22 protein-coding genes, 1 other RNA gene and 1 pseudogene are annotated in these 21,420 nt (G+C 64.3%); 19 read left to right on the top strand and 5 right to left on the bottom strand.

What is annotated here, in order from left to right; genetic code table 11:
• Positions 1-120 precede the first annotated feature (120 nt).
• From ACTAQI_RS08885 to ACTAQI_RS08810, 16 genes and pseudogenes are all read left to right on the top strand, one after another.
• Positions 121-468, top strand: a pseudogene (locus tag ACTAQI_RS08885) (CpaF family protein); the annotation flags it as partial.
• On the top strand, positions 465-1,322 hold the full coding sequence (locus tag ACTAQI_RS08880) for a type II secretion system F family protein (RefSeq protein WP_457950651.1): 858 nt from the start codon (positions 465-467) through the stop codon (positions 1,320-1,322). The pseudogene ACTAQI_RS08885 and the gene ACTAQI_RS08880, both read left to right, overlap by 4 nt.
• Before the next feature lie 2 nt (positions 1,323-1,324).
• Positions 1,325-2,263: a type II secretion system F family protein gene (locus tag ACTAQI_RS08875; RefSeq protein ID WP_457951023.1), complete on the top strand. Its 939-nt coding sequence runs from the start codon at positions 1,325-1,327 to the stop codon at positions 2,261-2,263.
• 72 nt (positions 2,264-2,335) lie between these two features.
• Complete coding sequence (locus ACTAQI_RS08870; RefSeq protein WP_457950650.1) at positions 2,336-2,632, top strand: hypothetical protein; 297 nt, start codon at positions 2,336-2,338, stop codon at positions 2,630-2,632.
• A gap of 3 nt (positions 2,633-2,635) precedes the next feature.
• A complete protein-coding gene (locus ACTAQI_RS08865; RefSeq protein ID WP_457950649.1) occupies positions 2,636-3,052 on the top strand; it encodes a TadE family protein in 417 nt (138 codons plus the stop codon).
• Between the two features lie 31 nt (positions 3,053-3,083).
• Positions 3,084-3,677, top strand: a complete 594-nt coding sequence (locus tag ACTAQI_RS08860) for a hypothetical protein (RefSeq protein ID WP_457950648.1) — start codon at positions 3,084-3,086, stop codon at positions 3,675-3,677.
• Positions 3,674-4,120: a pilus assembly protein TadG-related protein gene (locus ACTAQI_RS08855; protein ID WP_457950647.1), complete on the top strand. Its 447-nt coding sequence runs from the start codon at positions 3,674-3,676 to the stop codon at positions 4,118-4,120. The genes ACTAQI_RS08860 and ACTAQI_RS08855 overlap by 4 nt, the downstream gene beginning before the upstream one ends.
• A 57-nt stretch (positions 4,121-4,177) precedes the next feature.
• Positions 4,178-5,293, top strand: a complete 1,116-nt coding sequence (gene prfB / locus ACTAQI_RS08850; protein WP_457950646.1) for a peptide chain release factor 2 — start codon at positions 4,178-4,180, stop codon at positions 5,291-5,293.
• A 186-nt stretch (positions 5,294-5,479) separates the two neighbouring features.
• Entirely contained in the window at positions 5,480-6,268 is a 789-nt protein-coding gene (gene ftsE, locus ACTAQI_RS08845) for a cell division ATP-binding protein FtsE (RefSeq protein ID WP_457950645.1), read from the top strand.
• Positions 6,265-7,179, top strand: coding sequence for a permease-like cell division protein FtsX (gene ftsX, locus ACTAQI_RS08840; protein WP_457950644.1), 915 nt, complete (start codon positions 6,265-6,267; stop codon positions 7,177-7,179). The genes ftsE and ftsX overlap by 4 nt, the downstream gene beginning before the upstream one ends.
• Positions 7,180-7,206: 27 nt before the next feature.
• On the top strand, positions 7,207-8,637 hold the full coding sequence (locus ACTAQI_RS08835) for a peptidoglycan DD-metalloendopeptidase family protein (protein WP_457950643.1): 1,431 nt from the start codon (positions 7,207-7,209) through the stop codon (positions 8,635-8,637).
• An 82-nt stretch (positions 8,638-8,719) separates the two neighbouring features.
• On the top strand, positions 8,720-9,193 hold the full coding sequence (gene smpB / locus ACTAQI_RS08830; RefSeq protein WP_050054575.1) for an SsrA-binding protein SmpB: 474 nt from the start codon (positions 8,720-8,722) through the stop codon (positions 9,191-9,193).
• 73 nt (positions 9,194-9,266) lie between these two features.
• Positions 9,267-9,635: a transfer-messenger RNA gene (ssrA, locus tag ACTAQI_RS08825) on the top strand.
• 143 nt (positions 9,636-9,778) lie between these two features.
• The gene (locus ACTAQI_RS08820) at positions 9,779-10,243 is read left to right on the top strand and encodes a pyridoxamine 5'-phosphate oxidase family protein (protein WP_457950642.1); all 465 of its coding nucleotides are present in this window, start codon (positions 9,779-9,781) and stop codon (positions 10,241-10,243) included.
• A gap of 119 nt (positions 10,244-10,362) precedes the next feature.
• Positions 10,363-13,548, top strand: coding sequence for an HAD-IA family hydrolase (locus tag ACTAQI_RS08815; RefSeq protein WP_457950641.1), 3,186 nt, complete (start codon positions 10,363-10,365; stop codon positions 13,546-13,548).
• Positions 13,545-14,570 carry an ATP-dependent 6-phosphofructokinase gene (locus tag ACTAQI_RS08810; RefSeq protein ID WP_457950640.1) on the top strand — a complete coding sequence of 342 codons (1,026 nt, stop codon included), beginning with the start codon at positions 13,545-13,547 and terminating at the stop codon, positions 14,568-14,570. The genes ACTAQI_RS08815 and ACTAQI_RS08810 overlap by 4 nt, the downstream gene beginning before the upstream one ends.
• A gap of 8 nt (positions 14,571-14,578) precedes the next feature.
• On the opposite strand, the gene ACTAQI_RS08805 is transcribed toward ACTAQI_RS08810, so the two are convergent.
• Both ACTAQI_RS08805 and ACTAQI_RS08800 read right to left on the bottom strand, forming a co-directional pair.
• Positions 14,579-15,574 (bottom strand): zinc-dependent alcohol dehydrogenase family protein, encoded by a 996-nt coding sequence (locus ACTAQI_RS08805; protein ID WP_457950639.1) that lies wholly within the window; start codon positions 15,572-15,574, stop codon positions 14,579-14,581.
• A 50-nt stretch (positions 15,575-15,624) separates the two neighbouring features.
• Complete coding sequence (locus tag ACTAQI_RS08800; RefSeq protein WP_457950638.1) at positions 15,625-16,095, bottom strand: pyridoxamine 5'-phosphate oxidase family protein; 471 nt, start codon at positions 16,093-16,095, stop codon at positions 15,625-15,627.
• Between the two features lie 147 nt (positions 16,096-16,242).
• Between ACTAQI_RS08800 and ACTAQI_RS08795 the strand changes: the two genes are divergently transcribed.
• A complete protein-coding gene (locus ACTAQI_RS08795; protein ID WP_457950637.1) occupies positions 16,243-17,136 on the top strand; it encodes a hypothetical protein in 894 nt (297 codons plus the stop codon).
• Positions 17,133-18,188, top strand: coding sequence for a zinc-dependent alcohol dehydrogenase family protein (locus tag ACTAQI_RS08790; RefSeq protein ID WP_457950636.1), 1,056 nt, complete (start codon positions 17,133-17,135; stop codon positions 18,186-18,188). Before ACTAQI_RS08795 ends, ACTAQI_RS08790 begins: the two co-directional genes overlap by 4 nt.
• 36 nt (positions 18,189-18,224) lie before the next feature.
• Here the strand turns inward: ACTAQI_RS08790 and ACTAQI_RS08785 are convergent, their stop codons facing one another.
• Together ACTAQI_RS08785 and ACTAQI_RS08780 are read right to left on the bottom strand one after the other, a co-directional pair.
• Complete coding sequence (locus ACTAQI_RS08785) at positions 18,225-18,689, bottom strand: pyridoxamine 5'-phosphate oxidase family protein (protein WP_457950635.1); 465 nt, start codon at positions 18,687-18,689, stop codon at positions 18,225-18,227.
• Positions 18,690-18,699: 10 nt separating this feature from the next.
• The gene (locus ACTAQI_RS08780) at positions 18,700-19,809 is read right to left on the bottom strand and encodes an acyltransferase family protein (protein ID WP_457950634.1); all 1,110 of its coding nucleotides are present in this window, start codon (positions 19,807-19,809) and stop codon (positions 18,700-18,702) included.
• Between the two features lie 200 nt (positions 19,810-20,009).
• Between ACTAQI_RS08780 and ACTAQI_RS08775 the strand changes: the two genes are divergently transcribed.
• Positions 20,010-20,993: a S1C family serine protease gene (locus ACTAQI_RS08775; RefSeq protein WP_457950633.1), complete on the top strand. Its 984-nt coding sequence runs from the start codon at positions 20,010-20,012 to the stop codon at positions 20,991-20,993.
• Positions 20,994-21,037: 44 nt separating this feature from the next.
• Here ACTAQI_RS08775 and ACTAQI_RS08770 read toward each other — a convergent pair whose 3' ends face one another.
• Positions 21,038-21,412 (bottom strand): hypothetical protein, encoded by a 375-nt coding sequence (locus tag ACTAQI_RS08770; RefSeq protein ID WP_457950632.1) that lies wholly within the window; start codon positions 21,410-21,412, stop codon positions 21,038-21,040.
• Between the last annotated feature and the right edge of the window lie 8 nt (positions 21,413-21,420).

The raw sequence follows: 21,420 nt of genomic DNA, 5'->3' as shown, positions 1-21,420 counted from the left end.
CGGTGGTTTGGTTGCAAAAGAGGCAGGGGGGCCTGTTGGGATCGGACATAGAAGCCATAGTACGGGTGGCACGGGTAAGCCAACCCAGCGAGCGAGTGGATAGCGTGTGAACAATTTCCGGGCTTGCCGGGAATGTGTACGGTCCACGCGAACTCGGCCCACGATGCAGTTACCAAGATATGCACACTTCCGCTGCTGGCGGGGGAGAACATCTCCAGTGCGTTCGTTGTTCCCACTGTTGCATCCTGCATCAACCTCGTAGTGCACTGCAGCAGGCACGCTGATGGACGGCGGCAGGTTACCGAAATCCTTTCGTTGGGCCGCCGCGTGGAAAACGGCATCATCGAATCGTCTTTGGTGTTTGCGCTGGAGAGCGGGGTCCTGCATCCCCGCGCCAACGCCATGCCGTCCGCGGAGAAATTTTCGCGGGCAGGGTACGACGTCGCAGCGCTGCTGGATCCGCGGTGACCTCCGCGCTGGTGGGAACGGTGGCGGGGGTGGGCCTCTTCCTCATCTGGTGGTCCTGCTGGGAAACGCCAAACCGGGGGAACCTGGAACGCAAGCCTGGCCGCCTGGCTGACCTGCTGGCAGCCGCGGGGGTCGACAAAGTCTCGGCGCGCGCCCTGTTGGGAACCTGCCTTGGATTGGGGATCTTCGTGGCGCTGGTCTTCTACGCCGTTAGCCGTTCCTGGCCCATTGCCGGCTGCTTCGGCCTTTTCGGTGCGTGGCTGCCGATTACCATCCTGCGGTGGCGGGCCAAGAAGAGGACGGCGATGCTCCGCCAACTTTGGCCTGATGTCGTCGATCACCTCCGTTCTGCGATCCGGGCGGGACTGCCCCTGCCTGAGGCTCTCATCCAGCTTGGAGATAAGGGGCCCGAGGAACTGCGGCCCATCTTTCGCGAGTTCGGCGCCGACTACCGCGCCGGTGGCCAGTTCGACGGCTCCCTGAACAAGCTGAAACAGCGACTGGCCGACCCCGTGGCTGACCGCATAATCGAGGCACTCCGGCTGACGAGGGAAGTCGGCGGCTCCGACCTGGGGAAGCTCCTGGGCACACTGGCAGAATTCCTTCGGGAAAACGCCCGGACCCGCAGCGAGCTCGAGGCGCGGCAGTCCTGGACCATCAATGCCGCCCGGCTTGCTGTTGCTGCGCCGTGGATCGTCATGATCCTGCTCGCCACCAGGCCGGAAGCAATCCAGGCCTACAACACGCCCATGGGCGCCGCCGTTCTGGTCGGCGGCTTGGTGGTCTCTTTGGTTTGCTACACGGCCATGTTGAAGATCGGGGCCCTGCCGCAGGATGAAAGGGTGCTCCGGTGACGATGATCGTTTCCCCTGCAGCTGTGCTTTGCGGAATGGGCCTCGGCTTCGGACTGTGGCTTGTGATCTTCCGGTCTCCTCCCATGCGCCCCTTAACACTGTCGGACCGGATTGAACCCCAACTGAAGTCCCAGAACCTGGAGTCGCGGCTCCTCCGTGCCGGCGAGCAGAACCTGACACCGTTCGGCCCCCTTGAGCGGATCCTCCGTCCTTTCTTCCGGGACTGGCTCTCTGCCTTGGGAAAGCTCAATCCCTCACCGGGCGCCACAGGGAGGCGGCTGGCGCAGGCGGGGATCAACAAGTCACCCATCGATTTCCGTGCGGAGCAGTTGCTGTGGGCGGCGGCAGGCTTCGTTCTCTCGCTGACCGCCATCCTCATTAGTGCCGCGGCTGGGCGGTTCAGCCCTTTCCTCGCGGCCGCGGTGATCATTGGCAGCGCTGCAGCTGGCTTTGTGCTGCGGGACTACTGGCTTGGCGCCCAGGTCCGCCGGCGGGAAACCCGGATGATGGCAGAGTTTCCCAGCCTTGCCGAACTGATGGCCCTGGCAGTGGGCGCCGGGGAGAGCGCAACAGGTGCCCTGGACCGGGTCTGCAGAAGTGCCAAAGGTGAACTGTCCAAGGAATTCTCGAAAATCCTCGCGGAGACACGGGCGGGTAAGCCTCTGGTCCTGGCCTTGCAGGAGTTCTCCGCACGCACGGACCTTGCACCGCTGGTCAGGTTCGTCGACGGGATCATCGTTGCGGTGGAAAGAGGGACACCCCTCGCGGACGTGCTCCGCGCCCAGGCACAGGACGTACGCGATTCAGCCAAGCGCGACCTCATGGAAGCAGCAGGGAAAAAGGAGATCGCCATGATGGTCCCGCTGGTATTCGGAGTGCTTCCCCTGACCGTCGTGTTTGCGGTTTTCCCCGGCCTCGCGGCAATCAACCTGGGCTTCTGATGAAGAGGAAATCCAGCCCGCACTTCACTAACAACTGCATGTCCCCTCAACGAAACAGGAATAGGACCCAAGATGAAAACCATGGGAAACCGCTGCGTGATGCTGCTTCTTGGCCTTGCGGCTTTGCTGCAGCTTCAGATGAGGCGTGCTGTACGGCCGCGCCGCCTTCAGGGCGCGCAACGCGACGGCACCCGGAACAACAGCCGCGTATTTCCGGCAGGGGCAAGCGACGACGCTGAGCGCGGTGACGTCCCGGGTTGGGTGATGATTACCCTGATGTCCGCGGTCCTGGTTGCAGCCCTGCTGGCGCTCGCGGGCCCCGCCTTGGAGGCCATGTTCAACCAGGCAATGGACAAGGTGGGGAACTGAACCATGGGGAGGTCCGCTCCGGTGCCCGGGGTGCGGCCTGAGCTGTCCCGGGCGGGTGAGCAGGGCTCGGCCGTGGTGGACTTCGTCCTGGTTGGTGGCCTGCTGACGATGTTCTTCCTGGCGATAATCCAGTTGACCCTGGTTTTGCACGTCCGGAACACGCTCATCGATGCTGCCGCGTCGGGCGCCCGGTACGGAACGCTCGCCGACCGCAACGCCTCGGACGCAGAAGAACGGACCCGCAGCCTCATTGGCATGGCACTGAATGAGGGCTTTGCTGAACAGGTCAGTACGCAGGAAGTAAACGTCCGGGGGCTGCGCACCCTGGAAGTGACTGTCCGGTCCCCAATGCCCGTCATCGGCCTGATCGGGCCGCGGGACATGCTGGAGGTGAAAGGGCATGCTGCTGTTCAGCCCTGATCCGGGCCCTGCCTCGTTCAGGTCCCAGACAATGTCCCGCCCCAAACCGGTGCTGCGCTCACAGGTACGGTTAGGCTTCCGGACCCGCCTGGCAGAAGCACTCTGCCGGGAGTGGCGCGGAGACGCCGGCCCGACAGATACATTCCAGGGCTCCGCACCTGCCCGCTGGGAGCACCGGCAGCACCGGGAGGACCAGCGGCGCCAGCGGCCGGTCCTGAACCACGAGCAGGGAAGCGCGGTGGTCGAATTCACGCTTCTCGCACTCCTGCTGATGGTCCCGCTGGTGTACTTTGTCATCACGGTCGGGCAGATCCAGGGAGGCTCCTTTGCCGTCGTTGGTGCCGCGGACCAGGCAGCGAAGGTCTACGTGGCCCAGCCCGATGCGTCCACCGCCGAGGCCGCTGCGGAGAAGGCGGTGGCGCTTGCCCTCTCCGACTTCGGGCACCAGGCGGACCGGGCCAGCATGACCACCACCTGCAACCCCGCTGACTGCCAGGCCGCGGGCAGCACAGTGACGGTGACCGTGAACCTGAGCGTGCCGCTGCCGTTCATCCCGTTTGCTGAAGGGTTGTCCGCCACAGAAGTTGAAGCGTCCTCCACCCAGCTGGTGGGGCGGTACCGGTGAAGCGCAGGAAACCGGACGAGAGCGGCCAGTTGATGGTCATGATCGTCGGCTACGTGGTTCTGGCGCTCCTGGTGGCGACCGTGGTCATCGGGATATCGGCCGTCTATTTGGAGCATAAACGCCTGCTGTCCCTGGCGGATGGGGCATCGCTCGCTGCTGCCGACAGTTACACGTTGGGCGAAGTTTCAGCACAAAGCGGCAGCCCCTCGGCGTTCCTCAACCCGGCCCGCGTCCGAAACGTGGCTGCCGACTTCGTTGCGAGGAGCCCCGCTTCGCAGCGCTTCTCGAGTCTTGCCGTCGCTGGGGCAACGGGTACGCCGGACGGTTCCACCGCCGTCGTTGTCCTCACGGCAGCAGTGCACCCGCCTGTGGTCAACTTCCTCATTCCCGACGGGATCCCCATCGAGGCGACGTCCACTGCACGCTCGCGGCTGACCCGATAAACCATAGCTAAGGGCCAAGCCGGCCCGTATGCACCGATAGCGTAGGCTTAAACCACCATGGCCAATATTGATTTTTCCGCTGAAATCCGGGCGCTTCGCGCCACCTACGAGTCCATCGAACGCGTCTCCGACGTCGAGGCACTCAAGGAAGACATCGCCGAACTCAGCGAGCGGGCGGGGGAACCGAACCTTTGGGACGATCCCGCGGCCGCGCAGAAAATCACCTCCCGGCTCTCCCACCGCCAGTCCGAGCTGGAGCGCCTCACCAACCTGGCCGCCCGGATTGATGACCTCGAGGTCCTGGTGGAGCTCGGGCAGGACGAGGACGACGCCGCCTCGATGGGGGAGGCCGCTGCGGAACTTGAGTCCATCAAGAAAGCCCTGAAGGACCTTGAAGTGGTCACGCTGCTGTCCGGCGAGTACGACGAACGCGAAGCTGTGGTTTCCATCCGGGCCGGCGCGGGCGGCGTGGACGCGGCGGACTTCGCGGAAATGCTGATGCGTATGTACCTGCGCTGGGCTGAGCGGCACGGATATCCCACCACGGTCATGGACACCTCGTATGCGGAGGAAGCCGGCCTGAAATCGGCCACCTTCGAGGTAAAAGCTCCCTACGCGTTCGGCACCTTGAGCGTTGAAGCCGGAACCCACCGTCTTGTCAGGATCAGCCCCTTCGATAACCAGGGCCGCCGCCAGACGTCATTCGCGGCCGTTGAAGTCATCCCGCTGATCGAGCAGACAGACTCCATCGAGATCCCGGACAACGAAATCAGGGTGGACGTATTCCGTTCATCCGGTCCGGGCGGCCAGTCGGTGAACACCACGGACTCCGCGGTCCGCCTCACCCACATCCCTACCGGCACCGTGGTTTCCATGCAGAACGAGAAATCCCAGCTGCAGAACCGCGCGGCCGCCATGCGCGTGCTGCAGTCCCGGCTTCTGCTGCTGAAGAAGGAACAGGAGGATGCGGAAAAGAAGGCGCTGGCCGGCGACGTCAAAGCCTCCTGGGGCGACCAGATGCGCTCGTATGTCCTGAACCCATACCAGATGGTGAAGGACCTGCGCACCGAACACGAGGTGGGCAACACGTCTGCAGTGTTCGACGGCGAGATCGACGACTTCATCGACGCCGGCATCCGCTGGCGTACCGACAACCGCAACGCTGAAAAGTAGGCAGTCCACCCGGCGGGCTGCCTGCTGATCCGGCGACACGCCACCGAAAGCCCGCCCATACACGGGCCATCCTGCGTATAGTCGAGGGGCCGGGGCCCTACTTTCCCCAAACGAAAACCCGTGCACCGGCTGCAGAACTGGGCTGCATCAGACGGATCAGCCATGCCCTGCAGGGTACTTAGGGCCATGATCCGATTCGAAAATGTCACCAAGGTGTACGACCAGAAAGCCCGGCCGGCGCTGGACTCCATCAACCTTGAGATCGACCGCGGGGAATTCGCCTTCCTCGTCGGAGCATCGGGCTCCGGCAAGTCAACGTTCCTCCGGCTGGTGTTGAAGGAAGACCGCGCCACCTCAGGCGCTGTGTACGTCGCCGGCCAGAACGTCGCGAAGATTTCCAGCTGGCGCGTTCCGCGCCTTCGCCGCGGCATCGGCGTCGTCTTCCAGGACTTCCGCCTCCTGCCGCAGAAGAACGTGTTCGCAAATGTTGCATTCGCCATGCAGGTCATCGGCAAGAGCCGCAGTGTCATCCGGGACACCGTTCCCGAGGTCCTCAAAACGGTGGGGCTCGAAGGTAAGGAACACCGTATGCCGCACGAGTTGTCCGGCGGCGAGCAGCAGCGCGTTGCCATCGCCCGCGCCGTGGTCAACCGGCCCGGCATCCTCCTCGCAGACGAACCCACGGGAAACCTCGACCCCACCACCTCCATGGGAATTATGGGCGTGCTGGACAAGATCAACCAGAACGGAACCACCGTGGTGATGGCCACCCACGACGACGACATCGTCAACGAGATGCGCAAGCGCGTGGTGGAACTCAAGAACGGCGTAGTGATCCGCGATGAAGCCAGGGCCCTGTACACCTCGATGATTCCCGTCGTCGGCCAGTCCAGGCGCCTGAAGGACGCCAGCGGCAGGGAAACGTTCGACGGCGGCCTCCCGGGCACGGGTGCCGAAGGGGAGGCCCAGCGGTGAGGCTCGCGTTCATCCTTTCTGAAATCGGCAGCGGCCTGCGCCGCAACCTTTCCATGGTGGTTTCTGTCATCCTGGTCACCTTCGTCTCGCTCACGTTCGTGGGCGCCGCAGGCATGCTGCAGATGCAGATCAACCAGATGAAGGGCTACTGGTACGACAAGGTGCAGGTGGCCATCTTCCTGTGCGGTGAGGGTTCTACCGCGCCGGGTTGCGCGTCCGGTCCCGCCACCCCTGAGCAGCAGCAGGGCCTGAATGCGCTCCTGGAATCCCCAGCGGTGGCGCAGTACATCAACGACTTCCAGTTCGAGTCCAAGGATGAGGCTTACAAGCACTTCAAGGACCAGTTCTCCAACTCGCCGATCGTTGATTCCGTGACTCCGGACCAGTTGCCGGCATCGTTCCGGATCAACATGAAGGACCCGCAGAAGTACCAGATCATCAGCGAGACGTTCTCCTCCCAGCCGGGGGTGGAAACGGTAATTGACCAGCGCCAGCTGCTCGAACGCCTCTTCTCGGTAATGAACGGAGCCTCCCTGGTGGCCGTGGGCATCGCGGGTGTCATGATCGTCTGCGCGATTCTGCTCATCGCCACCACCATCAGGCTCTCCGCCTTCAGCAGGCGGCGGGAAACCGGAATCATGCGGCTGGTGGGTGCGTCCAAAACCGTCATCCAGCTGCCGTTCATCCTGGAAGGCGTCATAGCGGCGGTCATTGGCGCAGCTTTGGCCTCGGGCACCCTGTGGGCAGTAGCGCAGTTCTTCCTGGGCGATTACATGTCCCGCCAATACCCGGATACGGCCTTCATCTCGTCCGGCCAGACGTTGATCCTCGCGCCGGCGCTGCTGATCCTTGGCGGATCCTTGGCAGGAATTTCGTCTCTCTTGACCTTACGTAGATATTTGCGCGTTTAGGCTGTGCACACCGACCAAGGAATGCCCATGAACGTAACTGATGAAACCTTGCCCCGCCCCGCGCGCAGCCGAGGGCGGTCCGCTGCCCGCCGTTTGGGCATCGTCAGCGGAGTGCTCGCCGTCATCCTTTCCGCGGGCATGGCCGTTGCCACCCCCGTGGCGTTCGCGGACGACCTCGAAGACCGCAAAGCCGCGCTCGAGGCAGAAGCCGCCCGTGTCCAGGCGTCCCTTGAGTTTGTCGATTCCCGGATCGCAAAAGCCGCCGGCGACCTGGTGATCTACCAGGGCCAGTTGCCTGGCGCCCAGCAGGCGTTGCTTGAGGCCCAGGGGAGGGTGGCCGGCGCGGTCAAGGAAGTCGAAGCCCTGTCGGCCCGCGTGGACATGGCCCAGCAAAACAAAGCCAAGATCACCCAGCAGCTGGAAACGGACAAGCAAAAGATTGCGGACACCAAGAAGCTGATCGGGCAGATCGCCACCCAGGCCTACAAATCCGGCGGCGTTCCCTCCAACCTGTCGCTCTTTTTCGGCTCCAACAGCGGCAGCAGCCTGACCGAAACCATGGACCTTGCGGATCAGGCCATGCGCAGCCAGAACGCGGCCATGGACAAGCTGAACCAGCAGAACGCCACCAACGTCAACTCCGAAGCACGCCTTCAGGCCGTGGAAGCGGAGATCAAGGACCTCAAGGCAAAGGCCGACGCCGCCCTGGAGCGGGAGAAGGCCGCCCGCGACGAAGCCGCGGCCAAGAAGGCCCAGGTTGACCAGCTGATTGCCGATACCAGCCGCCTCGACGCTGAGCTCCAGGCAGCGAAGCCCGGGATCCAGGCGCAGCTCGCGGGCGTCCAGGCCAACCAGAACCAGGTGGCCAACGAAATTGCTGAACGTGACCGCAGGGCCCGTGAGGCGTGGGAAGCGGAACAACGCAGGCAGGCTGCGGCTGCGGCGGCGGCTGCTGCCGCAGCGGCCGCGGCAGCGAACCGCCCCGCCCCACCCGTCCAGCCGTACGAACCGCCCGCGGCCGGTTCGCCGTCGGCCTTTGGCCTCCGCCACCCCTTCGACGGCAGCATCCCCATCACCTCCGGCTTCGGATATCGCTCTACGCCGCCGGGAACGATCGACTTCTACGGCACCGGCGGCTACATGCATACCGGAATCGACTTCGGTGCCGCCTGTGGCACCCCTGTGTATGCGGCGGCTGCCGGGGAGGTCTTCAGCTCGGGGTGGAACTCTGCCGACGGCGGCGGCTGGCGTGTCAAGATCGATCACGGCGTGATGCAGGGCAACACCCTGACCACCATTTACTACCACAACTCCAGCATCGTGGTCTCAAACGGCCAGAGGGTCGCGCAGGGCCAGCTCATTGCCTACTCCGGCAGTACCGGCAACTCCACTGGTTGCCACGCCCACTTCGAAACCTGGCTCAATGGCAGGGCTGTCGATCCCATGGGATTGCTGTAGGGGAAAACGCTGCTGCCGTAGACTTGTATAGCTCCGTGCCGCAGGCCCGGAGGCACCCGACTTGAACCCGAGGAGTTTTCCCGTGCCTAAAGAAAGTGGCCGTAAGGTGGTGGCCACCAACCGCAAGGCCCGGCACGACTATCACGTGCTGGACACTTATGAGGCCGGCATCGCGCTGATGGGCACCGAAGTGAAGTCCCTGCGCGAGGGCCACGCCTCCATGGTGGACGGATTTTGCACGTTCTATAACGACGAACTGTGGATGGAAGCCATCCACATTCCCGAGTACAACCAGGGCAGCTGGACCAACCATGCAGCACGCCGCCGCCGCAAGCTGCTGCTGCACCGCGAGGAACTCATCAAGATCTCCCACAAAGTGCGGGAGTCCGGTTACACCATCGTCCCGCTCCAGTTGTACTTCGTGGACGGGCGGGCAAAGGTCGAAATCGGCGTGGCCCGCGGTAAGCGTGAGTACGACAAACGGCAGACGCTGCGGGAACAGCAGGACAACCGCGAGGCACAGCGCGAAATGCGCGAGCGCAACCGGCGGCGGTAGGAATTATTTCGGCAGGGCATGCGTTAGTATGGATAGTCCGGCAGGCTTGCCAGCCGGTTTGGTAACAAAATACGGGGATGATCGGTTTCGACGGTGTTAGTCGCGACAGGTGAAGCGGGCCGAGGATGCAGAATTATCTCGCAAACGCTTTCTGCAAAACAATAAGTGCCAATTCTAAGCGCACTGACTTCGCTCTCGCTGCCTAAGCAGTAAGACAGTCCGTCAGCCCGGGGATGCTATCGCCCCGGATCCTGGCGTCATTTAGATAGCCACTGCTGTTTGCTTCCGTCACCGGAGTAAACGGGACTTTTAGGTGACTGGGCCCGGATCAGCCAGCTGTTTGCAGCATGGCTGGGGCCGAGAAAATCCGACGCAAACTGCGCCCGGAGAAGCCCTGACAACACGACATCGGACGGGGGTTCAATTCCCCCCATCTCCACCCTGGCGGTCCGGACATCCTCTGAGGATGTCCGGCCCACTGTTTGACACCCCGGTCCTCGGACCGGGGTGTTTTTCTTTGCCTTGCATGAGCCCGGGCCAAAATGCCCTAGTGGTGCCGCCCGGACGGCCAGTACCTTCGGCTGTATGCACAACGACCCGGCGCAGCCGCCCACTGAAGTCCTGGACGCCCCAACGTGCTGGGACCTCCTGCGCGGCGTGTCCGTGGGCCACCTCGCCGTGCTCGTGAACGGGTATCCGGAGGTCTTCCCGGTCAATTACAAGGTCGACCATGAATCGCTGGTATTCCGCACCGGCGAAGGGACTAAACTCCGCGCCGCGGGCGGACCGCTCGCCGTCGCGCTGGAAGCCGACGGCCACGATGATGCAAAAGCCTGGAGCGTGCTGGTCAAAGGCAAGGCCCTCATCCTGGAGGCGTCGGAGGAACTCCTGGCAGGCGCAGCGCTCACTTTGTTTCCCTGGCAGGCCGGTGAAAAGGACCACTATGTCCGGATCGTTCCCACCTCGGTGACCGGCAGGCGCTTTACCATTACGTCGCCGCTGACCTGGTGGAACCATGTGGGGCATACGGCTCCTGCTGATACGGCCTAGGAAGTGACAGCCCAGCGAAGCCTGGCACAGCCCGCGTTTCCCTTTGTACAGCCCGCAGCCGAGAGACGGCGGGCCCAATGGCCCTGTCCCGAATGCCCCCTTGCTGGTAGCACTGACCTATGATCGCGTCTCCCACCGCTGCTGCGGCCAAGCCACCCTTTGACGCCGTCATTTTCGACCTGGACGGGGTGGTCACCAACACAGCATTGGTGCACCAGGCCGCGTGGAAGGACGCCTTCGACCGGATCCTGCAGGACTCCAGGGTTCCGCCGGGTACCAACCGAGCCCCGCTCAGCAGGGCCGATTACCTCACTTTCATCGACGGGATGCCCCGTGAGGAAGGGGTGGTGCGCTTTCTCGCGGCCAGGGGAGTGCAGATCGAAAAGGGAGAGGAGTCCGATGATGCCGGGGCGTGGACTGGATTCGGCCTGGGCAGGTGGAAGAACGAGCTGTTCCTGCAGCGCCTGCGCGCTGACGGCGTCCAAAGCTACCCCGGGACGCTGGAGCTGCTTCAAAGGCTTGCAGGCGCGGGAGTGCCAACTGCCGTGGTTACGTCAAGCCGGAACGCCGGGGCGGTCCTTGAAGCGGCGGGCATCCAGGACCTCTTCAGGGAGGTGATGGACGGAACGACGGCGGCACGACTGGGCCTGCGCGGAAAGCCGGCACCGGACATCTTTCTTGAGGCCGCAGCGCGGCTCGGCGTCACTCCGTCACATGCCGTGGTGATTGAGGACTCCGCTGCCGGCGTTGAGGCCGGCCGGCGGGGCGGCTTTGGCCTCGTGGTGGGAATCGACCGGACCGGCAACCGCAGGCAGCTCGAGGCCGCGGGCGCCGGAACGGTCCTCAATGACGTGGGGGAGCTGGACCTGGGCCAGGTCATCGGCAACGCATGGCATTTGGTCTACGAAGGTTTCGAAGCCGCACACGAGGGGCACCGGGAAGCCCTGACCACCCTGGGCAATGGCTACATGGGCGTCCGGGGGGCGGCACCCGAAGGCGGCAGCTTCAGCTACGCGGGCATGTACCTTGCGGGCATTTACAACCGCGTCCAGGTGCAGGCGGCCGGCGAGACACTGCTGGAAGAACACATGGTTAACGCGCCCGACTGCCTTCCGCTCGATCTGCGCCTGGCCGGCCAGCCGTGGTGGTCGGAAGGCGGAATGACACCGGTCCGCGAGCGCAGGGTCCTGGACCTCAAAAGGGCGGTGCTCGAGCGGCGGCTGCTGCTGGAGAGCACCGACCGCCGCCGGCTGGAGGTGGTGCAGACCCGTTTCGCCTCCATGGCCGAGCCCCATCTGTTAGTCCTGGAGACGGTGGTCACCGCGCTGGGCTGGAGCGGTGAGGTGGAAGTCCGCAGCGGGGTCAACGCCGGCGTCCGCAACGGGAACCTGCCCGAACATGCCCGAGGCTCCGACCTCCACCTGGCTGACAGGACAGCCTCCCGCCGCTCCAACGCGGAGCGGCCCCCGGACGCTGCCTCCGTCGTCGAGGTGGAAACCACCCAGAGCCTCATCCGCATCGCCGCAGCCTATCGGACACACGTATCTCCGAAAGCGGTGGCAATTGAGGAGGGCAGGAGGGGGGCCTTCCACTTCGAAACTCTCCTGCTGTCTCTTGACGCCGGCTCCGCGGTGCGGATTACCAAGACGGTGGCAGTAGTGACGTCCCGTGACCGTGCCATCTCCTCTGCGGAAACGGGTGCCCGTGCGGTGCTGGAACGTACGGGAGGGGACTTCGACTCGCTGCTGGCGGCCCACGAGGAGGCCTGGAGGCGCGAGCTGCGGCCGTTCCAGGTGGAGATCGACGCCCCTGTCCAGGTGCGCCTGGTCCTGAACCTGCATATCTTCCATCTGCTGCAGACATTGACGCACCATACGGCGGAACTGGATGCCGGGGTCACCGCGCGTGGACTCCACGGCGAGGGCTACCGCGGCCACGTTTTTTGGGATGAGTTGTTTGTCCTGCCGGTACTCACGTCCAGGACGCCCGAGGTTGCCAGGTCCGTGATCGATTACCGGTGGCGGAGGCTTCCCGCTGCCCGGCATGCCGCAGCCGTGGAGGGCCGGGCAGGGGCCAAGTTTCCGTGGCAAAGCGCCAGCGACGGAACCGAGGAGACACCAAAATGGTTGTACAACGACAGGTCCGGCAGGTGGGTCAAAGACCACTCGCATCTGCAGGCCCACTCCGGACTGGCCGTCGCCTTCAATGCCTGGCAGTACTTCCAAACCACCGGGAACAAGATCTGGCTCCTTCAGAAGGGCGCTGAACTGGTGATTGAGGTTGCCCGGTTCTTCCACTCGCTGGCGGACTACAACCAGGACGACGGCCGGTACCATCTGCGTTCCGTGGTGGGACCGGATGAGTACCACACGGGCTACCCCGGCCGCGACAAACCGGGCCTGGACGACAACGCGTACACCAACGTCATGGCGGCGTGGGTCTGCTTCCAGGCAGGGGAAATCATGGCTTACCTCCACGGCAGTGAGCGTGCCGGGCTCATGGAGCGCCTTGGTGTCACCGAGGAGGAAGCCGCCGGGTGGGCGCACATGGGAACGGCGATGTACGTCCCCTTTCACGATGACGGTGTCATCAGCCAGTTCGAGGGCTACGGGCAGTTGAAGGAACTTGATTGGGAGCATTACCGGGACAGGTACGGAGACATTGAGCGGCTGGACCTGATCCTGGAAGCCGAGGACGACACAACCAACTGCTACAAGCTGGCAAAGCAGGCCGACGTCCTGATGCTCCCGTACCTGTTGGGGCACGAAGGGCTGGCCACCATCCTTCAGCGGCTGCAGTATGCATTCACGCAGGACCAGCTCAACAGGACCATCGAGTATTACCTGGCCAGGACCGCGCACGGATCCACGTTGAGCCGGGTTGCCCACGCATCCGTCCTGGCGGGCCTGGACGCGGACCGGGCGTGGGACAGCTTCCGGGAAGCGCTCGACGCCGATCTTGACGATACCCAGCACGGCACCACGCGCGCCGGCATCCATCTGGGCGCGATGGCAGGAACCATCGACGTGGTGCAGCGCAGCTTTGCGGGGCTGCGGTTCAGCGGCGACACCATCCTGTTCGCTCCCAACCTCCCCACAGGGCTCCGTGCCGTTGCCTTTGAGGTCCTCTACCGGGGGCACCTCCTCCGCGTGCATCTCAAGGACGGGGACATGAGCATCGCCTCTGCCCCGGGTGACGCGGGCCCCATCAAGGTGCAGGTGCATGGCATTGACGAGGTCCTTCCTCCCGGCCAGACCCGGCATTTCCCGCTGCCGGCCCGGGCCCGGGGGGTGGTGGTTCCGTGAAACGGTTGGGGATCCTCACCAGTGGCGGTGACTGCCCGGGGGTGAACGCGGTCATCCGGGGAGCCGTGCTGGGCGGGGACGTTTCGCATGGCTACGGTTTCCTGGGGTTCCTGGACGGGTGGCGGGGTGTGCTGGAGCAGGACGTTGTCCCCTTGCCCCGGACGAGTGTCCGTGGGATCTCGCGCCTGGGCGGAACCATCCTGGGCACGTCCCGGACCAATCCGCTGGTTGGGAAGGGAATTGAGGGCGTCCGTGCCTGCGTCCGGCGCAACGAACTGGATGGCCTGATTGCGATTGGGGGAGAGGGAACGCTGGCGGCTGCCCGGGAACTGTGTGCACAGGGCATCAACGTGGTGGGAGTGCCCAAGACGATCGACAATGACCTGGGCGCGACGGACTACACCTTTGGCTTTGATACTGCGGTCCAGACTGCCACCGAGGCCATTGACCGGCTGCGGACCACTGGCGAATCGCATCACCGGTGCATGGTGGCCGAAGTCATGGGCCGCAACGCGGGCTGGATAGCACTGCATTCGGGGATGGCATCGGGCGCGCACGCCATCCTGATACCTGAACATCCGGTGTCCCTGGACCAGGTTTGTTCGTGGGTGGTTTCAGCCCGTGACCGCGGGAGGGCCCCCCTTGTGGTGGTGGCCGAGGCCTTCGCACCCGTGGGCCACCCAGCCCCTTACGCTCCCCGCGGACTGGATACCTTCGGACGGCCGCGCCTGGGAGGCGTCGGACTCCTGCTTGAAGGAGAACTGCAAATAAGGACCGGCATCGAAACCCGCGCCACCGTCCTGGGCCACATCCAGCGGGGCGGCGAACCCACAGCCTTCGACCGTGTCCTTGCCACCAGGCTGGGCCTGGCCGCTGTCGAGGCTGCGGCAGCAGGCAGGTGGGGCACCATGGTGTCGCTCCGTGGCACCGACATCGTGAACGTTGGCCTGGAGGAAGCGCTGGGGGCACTGAAAGTGGTGCCGGAGGCGCGCTACCAGGAGGCCGCCGTCCTGTTCGGGTGAGGCAGGGCTTAGTGTTCCGGACGGACCCGCAGGACGGCCGATCCCGTAATCCTGTCCGCTGCAAGGTCTTCCAGGGCCTGGTCGGCGGCCTCGAACGGGTAGGCGGTGGTGGTGAGGGCCAGGGAGAGCCTGGCTGCGAGGGCCAGGAAGTCACGCCCGTCAGCACGGGTATTGGCTGTCACGCTGCGCACCTGGCGTTCGAAGAAGAGCTCCCTGCCGTAATCCAGGCCAGGGATGCCGCTGAGGTGGATCCCGGCGATGGCCAAGGTTCCGCCGCGGTCCAGGGCACGCAGCGCGACCGGGACCAGACCGCCCACAGGTGCAAACAGAATGGCGGAATCGAGCGGTACCGGCGGATCATCGTAAGCATCGCCTGCATACGAGGCTCCCAACTCCAGTGCGAGCGCCCTGGCATCTTCAGAACGCGTCATCACGAACACGGAGGCCCCCTGTTTGAGCGCGAGCTGGGCGGTGATGTGCGCAGAGCTGCCAAAGCCGTAGATGCCCAGGCGTCCACCAGCGGGCAGGGCGGCGCGCTTAAGGGCCCGGTATCCGATGATCCCCGAACACAGCAACGGCGCGGCCTGTTCATCGGTGAAGACGGGAGGCACGGGGTAGGCAAAGTCCTCCGCGACGGTCAATTGCTCGGCATAGCCGCCATCCCTGTCCCAGCCGGTAAAGACCGGTGACACGCAAAGATTCTCGTCGCCGCGGCGGCAGTAGTCGCAGCTGCCGCAGACACCTCCCAGCCATGCCACGCCAACCCTGTCGCCGGTCCTGAAGCGGGAGCAGTCCGCCCCTGTTTCAATGACGACGCCGACTGCCTCGTGCCCGGGCACTACGTGCGGGTGCCGCGGCGGCAAGTCTCCTTCAGCGAGGTGGAGGTCAGTGCGGCAGACGCCGCAGACGGTTACTTCCACCAGGATTTCGCCGGCCGCCGGCCTGGGAGTGGCACGGTGCCCCTGTACCAGCGGGCGGGTGGATATGGGACCGGGCTCGTTCACCCACCAAGCGCGCACGGCATCTCTTTCCCGGTACTCCTGCCCCGGACCGCCTACTCGAAGCCGGCGCGGGTTGCGTCGTCCAGCGGGGTCTGCCACAGAAGTGGGGCGCTCATCGTGAAGCGCCTACCCGTCACTGACTCCGGCGTGATGCGGATGAAGTGCTCCTGCCCCACGCCCTGCCACGGAAACAGGGCACGCCGGATGTCATCCAGGTCAGGGCCTGTCGGCACTGTCTCAGCAGCCTTGCCCTTGACCACGACGCTCCATGCAAGGCCGAACTGCGCGCTCACCGCGTCTGCCTCCAGCGCCACGGTGGCGTCCGACTGGATGGCCTGCTGCTTGGTGCCGGGGCCGGTGCGGAAAACCAGCGATTGGCCGTCCACCTTGTAATTGACGGGAAAGACATCGGGGTGGCCATCGGTAATGACGGCCAGCCGCCCCACCCCGGTTTGGCCGAGGAGCGTCCAGCACTCTTCCGCATCGAGGATTTCCGGCACAGGTATGTTCGAGTTGTCAGTCATAGGCCACAGCGTAGGCAAATCTCCGGCGTCCGGAAAGGGCATAAAGGCCCGGCCGAATGGGTAGGACCTATGGCCCTTGGTGCCTTACAGGGCGCAATGGGACGCTGTGGAGGTGCCGGTCTCGCATCTTCCTGCGAAAGGTGGGCCATGCTGACCCATGTGAAGCTCAACCGGCTGCTTTGGGCTGTTGCCGGACTGCTGGCGGTGGCCGCGGCGGTCATTGGGGTTTGGCGCCCGGAGATTTACGACCATGTGGTGGCCAGGGACCTGATCCCCGGCGCATTCTCCCAGGACCTCCTTTCAGTGACGGCCGGGCTTGGTTTGCTGTATCTGTCATACGCCGCCACGCCGGACAGGACCAGGCACCAGATCGTGGCGCTCGGGCTGCTGGGCTACCTTTTCTACGGATATGGAATCTACGTCATTGAGCGGACCTACAACGGCCTGTACCTGATCTACATGGCCGTTTTCGCCGTTTCATTCTGGGGGATGGTTGTGGCCGGAGCCACCATGGCCCGCAACTCACCGTCGGCCTCCCTGCCCAAGGCACTCAGGTTGGCATCGGCTTCCTGCGCCATCCTTCAGCCGCTGATCTTCTACCCCCTCTGGATCGGGATGCTCCTGACGTTGATGCGGACCGGTGAGCAAATCGATTCCCTCTACTCAATCTTCATCCTGGACCTTTGCTTCATCATGCCCGGGTTCCTGATCCTGTCCTTCCTGACGTACCGGAACCACCGCGCGGGGCTGTTGCTCCTGCCGGCCCTCTATGTCCTGGGCTTTACCCTCATCTTCTCCCTGGCGGTGGGCGAACTGGTCAAGCCGTTGTTCGGCGCATCACCAAGCCTGGCCGCCCTTCTGCCGGCACTTGCGCTCTCGGGGCTGTTCCTTGTGGTCGGAATACTCCACTTGGCCGGACTCCGGACGGCTCAGCCATCCCGGGAAGGTCCGGCACTTCCACAATCCACGAGTCCAGAGTCCAGGCAAGCCGTCCGGCAAGCCACACGCAGCCGGACCTTCACCGTAAGGAGAAACCCATGAAAGCCCTCGTCTACGGCGGACCCGGAGACAAATCCTGGACCGACGTCCCGGACCCCCGCATCCAGCAACCGGGCGACGCTATCGTCAAAGTCGATACCACCACGATCTGCGGCACGGACCTGCACATCCTCAAAGGTGACGTTCCCGCCGTCGTAAAGGGGCGCATCCTGGGCCACGAAGGGGTGGGAACCGTCGTGGAGACGGGTCCGTCGGTCACCGGCCTGAAGGTGAATGACCGTGTCATCATCTCGTGCATCAAATCCTGCGGCCACTGTGCGAACTGCAGGACGGGGCTGTATTCACACTGCCTGGGAAGCGAAGGCCAGGCAGGCACCGGGTGGATCTTCGGCCACCTTATCGACGGAACCCAGGCTGAGTATGTCCGGGTTCCGTATGCCGAAAACTCGTTGTACCTGTTACCCGGGGGCGTCAGTGACGAACAAGCTGTGATGCTGTCCGACATCCTGCCCACGGGTTTCGAGATCGGCGTCCAGTACGGGCGGGTAAAGCCCGGCGACAGCGTAGCGGTGGTTGGCGCCGGGCCGGTGGGGCTGGCTGCAATCACCACGGCAGGGCTCTATGGTGCGGCCACCGTGGTGGCCATCGACCTGGACGGCAACCGCCTCCAAAAGGCAAAGGAGTTCGGCGCTACGGACACCGTCCTCTCGGGCAGCGGCGACTGGAAGGAACAGGTCCTGGCCCTGACAGGCGGGCAGGGCGTCGACGTGGCCATCGAAGCCGTGGGCGTCCCCGCGACCTTCGCCATGTGCACCGAGATCGTTCGGCCTGGCGGATCCGTGGCCAATGTGGGCGTGCACGGGAAACCAGTGGAACTGCATCTGGAAAATCTTTGGATCCAGAACATCAACATCAGCATGGGACTGGTGAATACCAACACGACGCCCATGCTGCTTAAGCTGGTTGCCCAGGGGAAAATCAGGGCGGAGAAATTCGCCACGCACCACTTTGGCTTCGATCAGTTCCTCGACGCCTATGACACCTTCTCGCGTGCTGCCGAGACCAAGGCACTAAAGGTCATCATCACGTCGTGAAGTCCTGGCCTGAAACCGTGCGGGAGCTGGCCCGGCCTACAGCCAGTCCGCGGAGAAGTCGACCGGCGGCCACCAGCGCGTCCGTGGCCTGACGGCGAAACGGCGGCCGCTGATATCTGTGGGGGTGATGGCCACCAGGTGGTCCTTGATGCCTGGCTCCCACGGCTCCCGGTCGGCATCGTCCTCCGGGAGGGCCATCCGGGCTTCGTCGAAGGGCTCCGGCCTGCCCTTGGCCACAACGCTCCAGACCTCGGTGGCATACGGGTTGAGCCCGTCCACCTCCAGCGCGGCCACAGCACCACTGAGCAGGGCGCGAAGCTTGGTGCCCGGCGCCGTGCGGAACACCAGTGTTTCCCCGGCCACGGAGAAGTTCACGGGAAAGATCTCCGGTATATCACCGTTGATGACCGCCAGCCGGCCGATATAGGAGGACCGAAGATACCGCCAGCATTCATCAGGACGCAGCAGTTCTGTTTGAGACCCTGCAGGGGAGTCAGTCATGCTACCGATCCTAAAGCCTGGACAGCAGCCGCGCACGGGTGGGGTGCGGGCGCGGGACGGAGCCTGGACGTTGGAAGAGGAACGTCAGCCCGCACTTCCTGCAAAGGAATTCGACCCCTACGCAAGCGGCAACGACGGCTGCGGTCAGTGCAAGGGGATAAACAAGGGCGATCGGGACCGACTTCGAGATGGCGGCCGCAACTGGTGACAAGGGACCGTAAAAGGCCAGGACAAGGAAATCCATAATCGGCGTATGCAGGAGGTAAATGCCAAGGGTGCGCCGGCCAATCCACGACCCCGCTGCCGCGGTGGGCCGGAACCTGGTCATTGCACTGATCACGGCTACAAGTGCAATGACAGCCGCCAGTCCCTGCAGTATGTAGATGGCCTGATCGATTCCGGGGTGTATGTCCGGCAGTGCCATCAGGGCAAGGAAAACGGGGATTGCCACAGCGAGATAGAGCAGCCTCCGGGCGCCCGCGATGTGCAGGAAGACGCTCTTTCCGTACACCCCTGCGGCGAAGAAGACAGCAAGCTCCGGCACTTTGCCCCACTGGCCGGCAGTGCTGTCGACAAGCACGGCGGTGAGGATGCTCAGGGTTGCAAGTGCGGCCAGCACCACCACCGGCGGGAGCTTCCTGCAGAGGGTCAGCAGCGGGATGTATAGAGCCAGGGCGTAGATAAACCAGAGAGGCGTGTCCGGGGCTATGAGCTGAAGGAAGAAGTCACCGACGGAGACCACCCGCTGGGGCCGGGGCGAACCCGCAAGGACGATGCTCAGCAGCGCATAGAGAAGCAGCCAGACGGCGTACAGGTAGTAGTTGCTCAGGCTGGAGTTCCATGCCTTTCCGTTCCTGAGCCCGCTGCGGACCTTGGAAGCGGCAAGGATCCCGGAGACCGCAAGCAGCAGTGGCATGCGAACCGATCCGAGTGCTGTTGCCACCAAATTCCAGAAAGTGAAGGCGACACTGTCATCGTGATCAAAGCGCAGGAAATGCCACAACCCCACGTGGAAGAGCACCACCGCGACGACACATAGCCCCCGCGCTGCGTCAACCCACTCGATGCGGGCCTTTCCTGCCGGCTCCACAATGCCTGGTTCGTGATGCCCCCGTAACATTTCCCAAAGCTAACAGCGCCACGAGGTGTATTCCTCAACTTGATGGAATATTGAGGGCTTTGGGTACCCCTTAATCCGCTGCAGCGTTCACCCACGGCGTAGCGGGAGCGGGACTGGATTCGAAGCCTCCGTCGTTGATTCCCGTAAGGCCCCCTGCGGGGCAACAACAGCCCAGAGCGGTACCAAGCCGGAGGTGCGTCATGGAACAGGCGCAGGAAGTCGTGCCAGCGGACAATGACGATGTCTTGGACTCGTACTCACAAACGGTGATGCGGGTCGCGGCAACCGTCACACCCCACGTGGCGGCAATTGAGATGACTGCAAAGCGCCGCAACGGACGGATCAGGGCGGGCGCAGGCTCTGCGGTGCTCTTCACGGAGGACGGCTACCTGCTCACGAATTCCCACGTGGTGGCCGGCACCCGGCAGGGTTTCGCGGTCTTTGGCGACGGCAGCAGGATGGAGCTGGAACTGGTGGGGGCCGACCCATTGTCCGACCTCGCAGTGGTGCACGGTTCGCGGCCCGGGATCCGGCCTGCTGAGTTCGGTGCGGCGGAGTCCCTCCGGGTGGGACAACTGGTGGTTGCGGTGGGAAACCCGCTGGGACTGGCTGGTTCGGTCACCGCGGGGGTGGTCAGCGGCCTGGGCAGGGCCATCCCGGTCTGGTCCGGCGGCAACAGGCGGGTCATCGAGGATGTCATCCAAACGGATGCTGCCCTGAACCCTGGAAATTCCGGCGGTGCGCTCGCGGACACCCACTCCAGGATCGTGGGCATCAACACTGCAGTGGCGGGTGCCGGACTGGGCCTGGCAATTCCGATCAACGCCACCACCCGCAGGATCATCTCGGCGCTGCTGTCGGACGGGAGGGTGCGCCGCGCCTACCTGGGCCTGGTGAGCACCCCAATGCAGCTCGGCCCCGGCGCCGTGATACGCACAGGGCTGCGCGACGGGCTCCGCGTCGTTGAGGTGCTGCCCGGCTCGCCCGCCGGCAAGGCAGGGCTGTTGGCGGGGGACATCATCGTCACAGCCGGCGGCCGTCCCGTCAGCAACGCCGAGAGCCTGCAGCGCCTGCTGTTTGCCGATGCCATCGGCCAGCCTCTGGAGGTGGCCGTGCTGCGCGATGGCAGCGAACTTCACCTGACAGCTGTTCCGGAGGAAATGACGGGCAACGGCGCGCCGTGAGGTCCGGCCGTTGCCCGGCACTGTCGCCGGGCACGTACCGAAGGCTAGCTGACCGGAGGCGCTTCCACGTCCACGATGCCCACGAAACGCGTCCCCACGCCGTCGTACTCGCTCCGAACGCAGCCGCGGCGCACGGCAGGGATTTCGGAAGGTGCGTGGTGCCCGCACACAACGTAGGTGAAGTCCGGCCACCACTTCTTGGGCCGCGCCGCTTCCTCATACCCGCAGACCGCGCACTCCAGGTGAACCCAGACGGGCCGCTTGCCCGTCCGGTTGGCACGCGACTGCACCAGCCAGGGCGGGGGATTGTCCAGGATGCTGCGGAGCTCGGCTTCCGTCATCCACTTCGGCAAGCCGTGGCGCTGCGCCATCTCAAGGGGAACGTCAAGGGTTATTGCTGCGTCGCGTCTGCTGATCATCACCATCC

The sequence above is a fragment of the Pseudarthrobacter sp. alpha12b genome, assembly GCF_054130495.1.
Note: the sequence above shows the minus strand (reverse complement) of the source record. Positions and strands in the feature narration are given on the sequence as shown.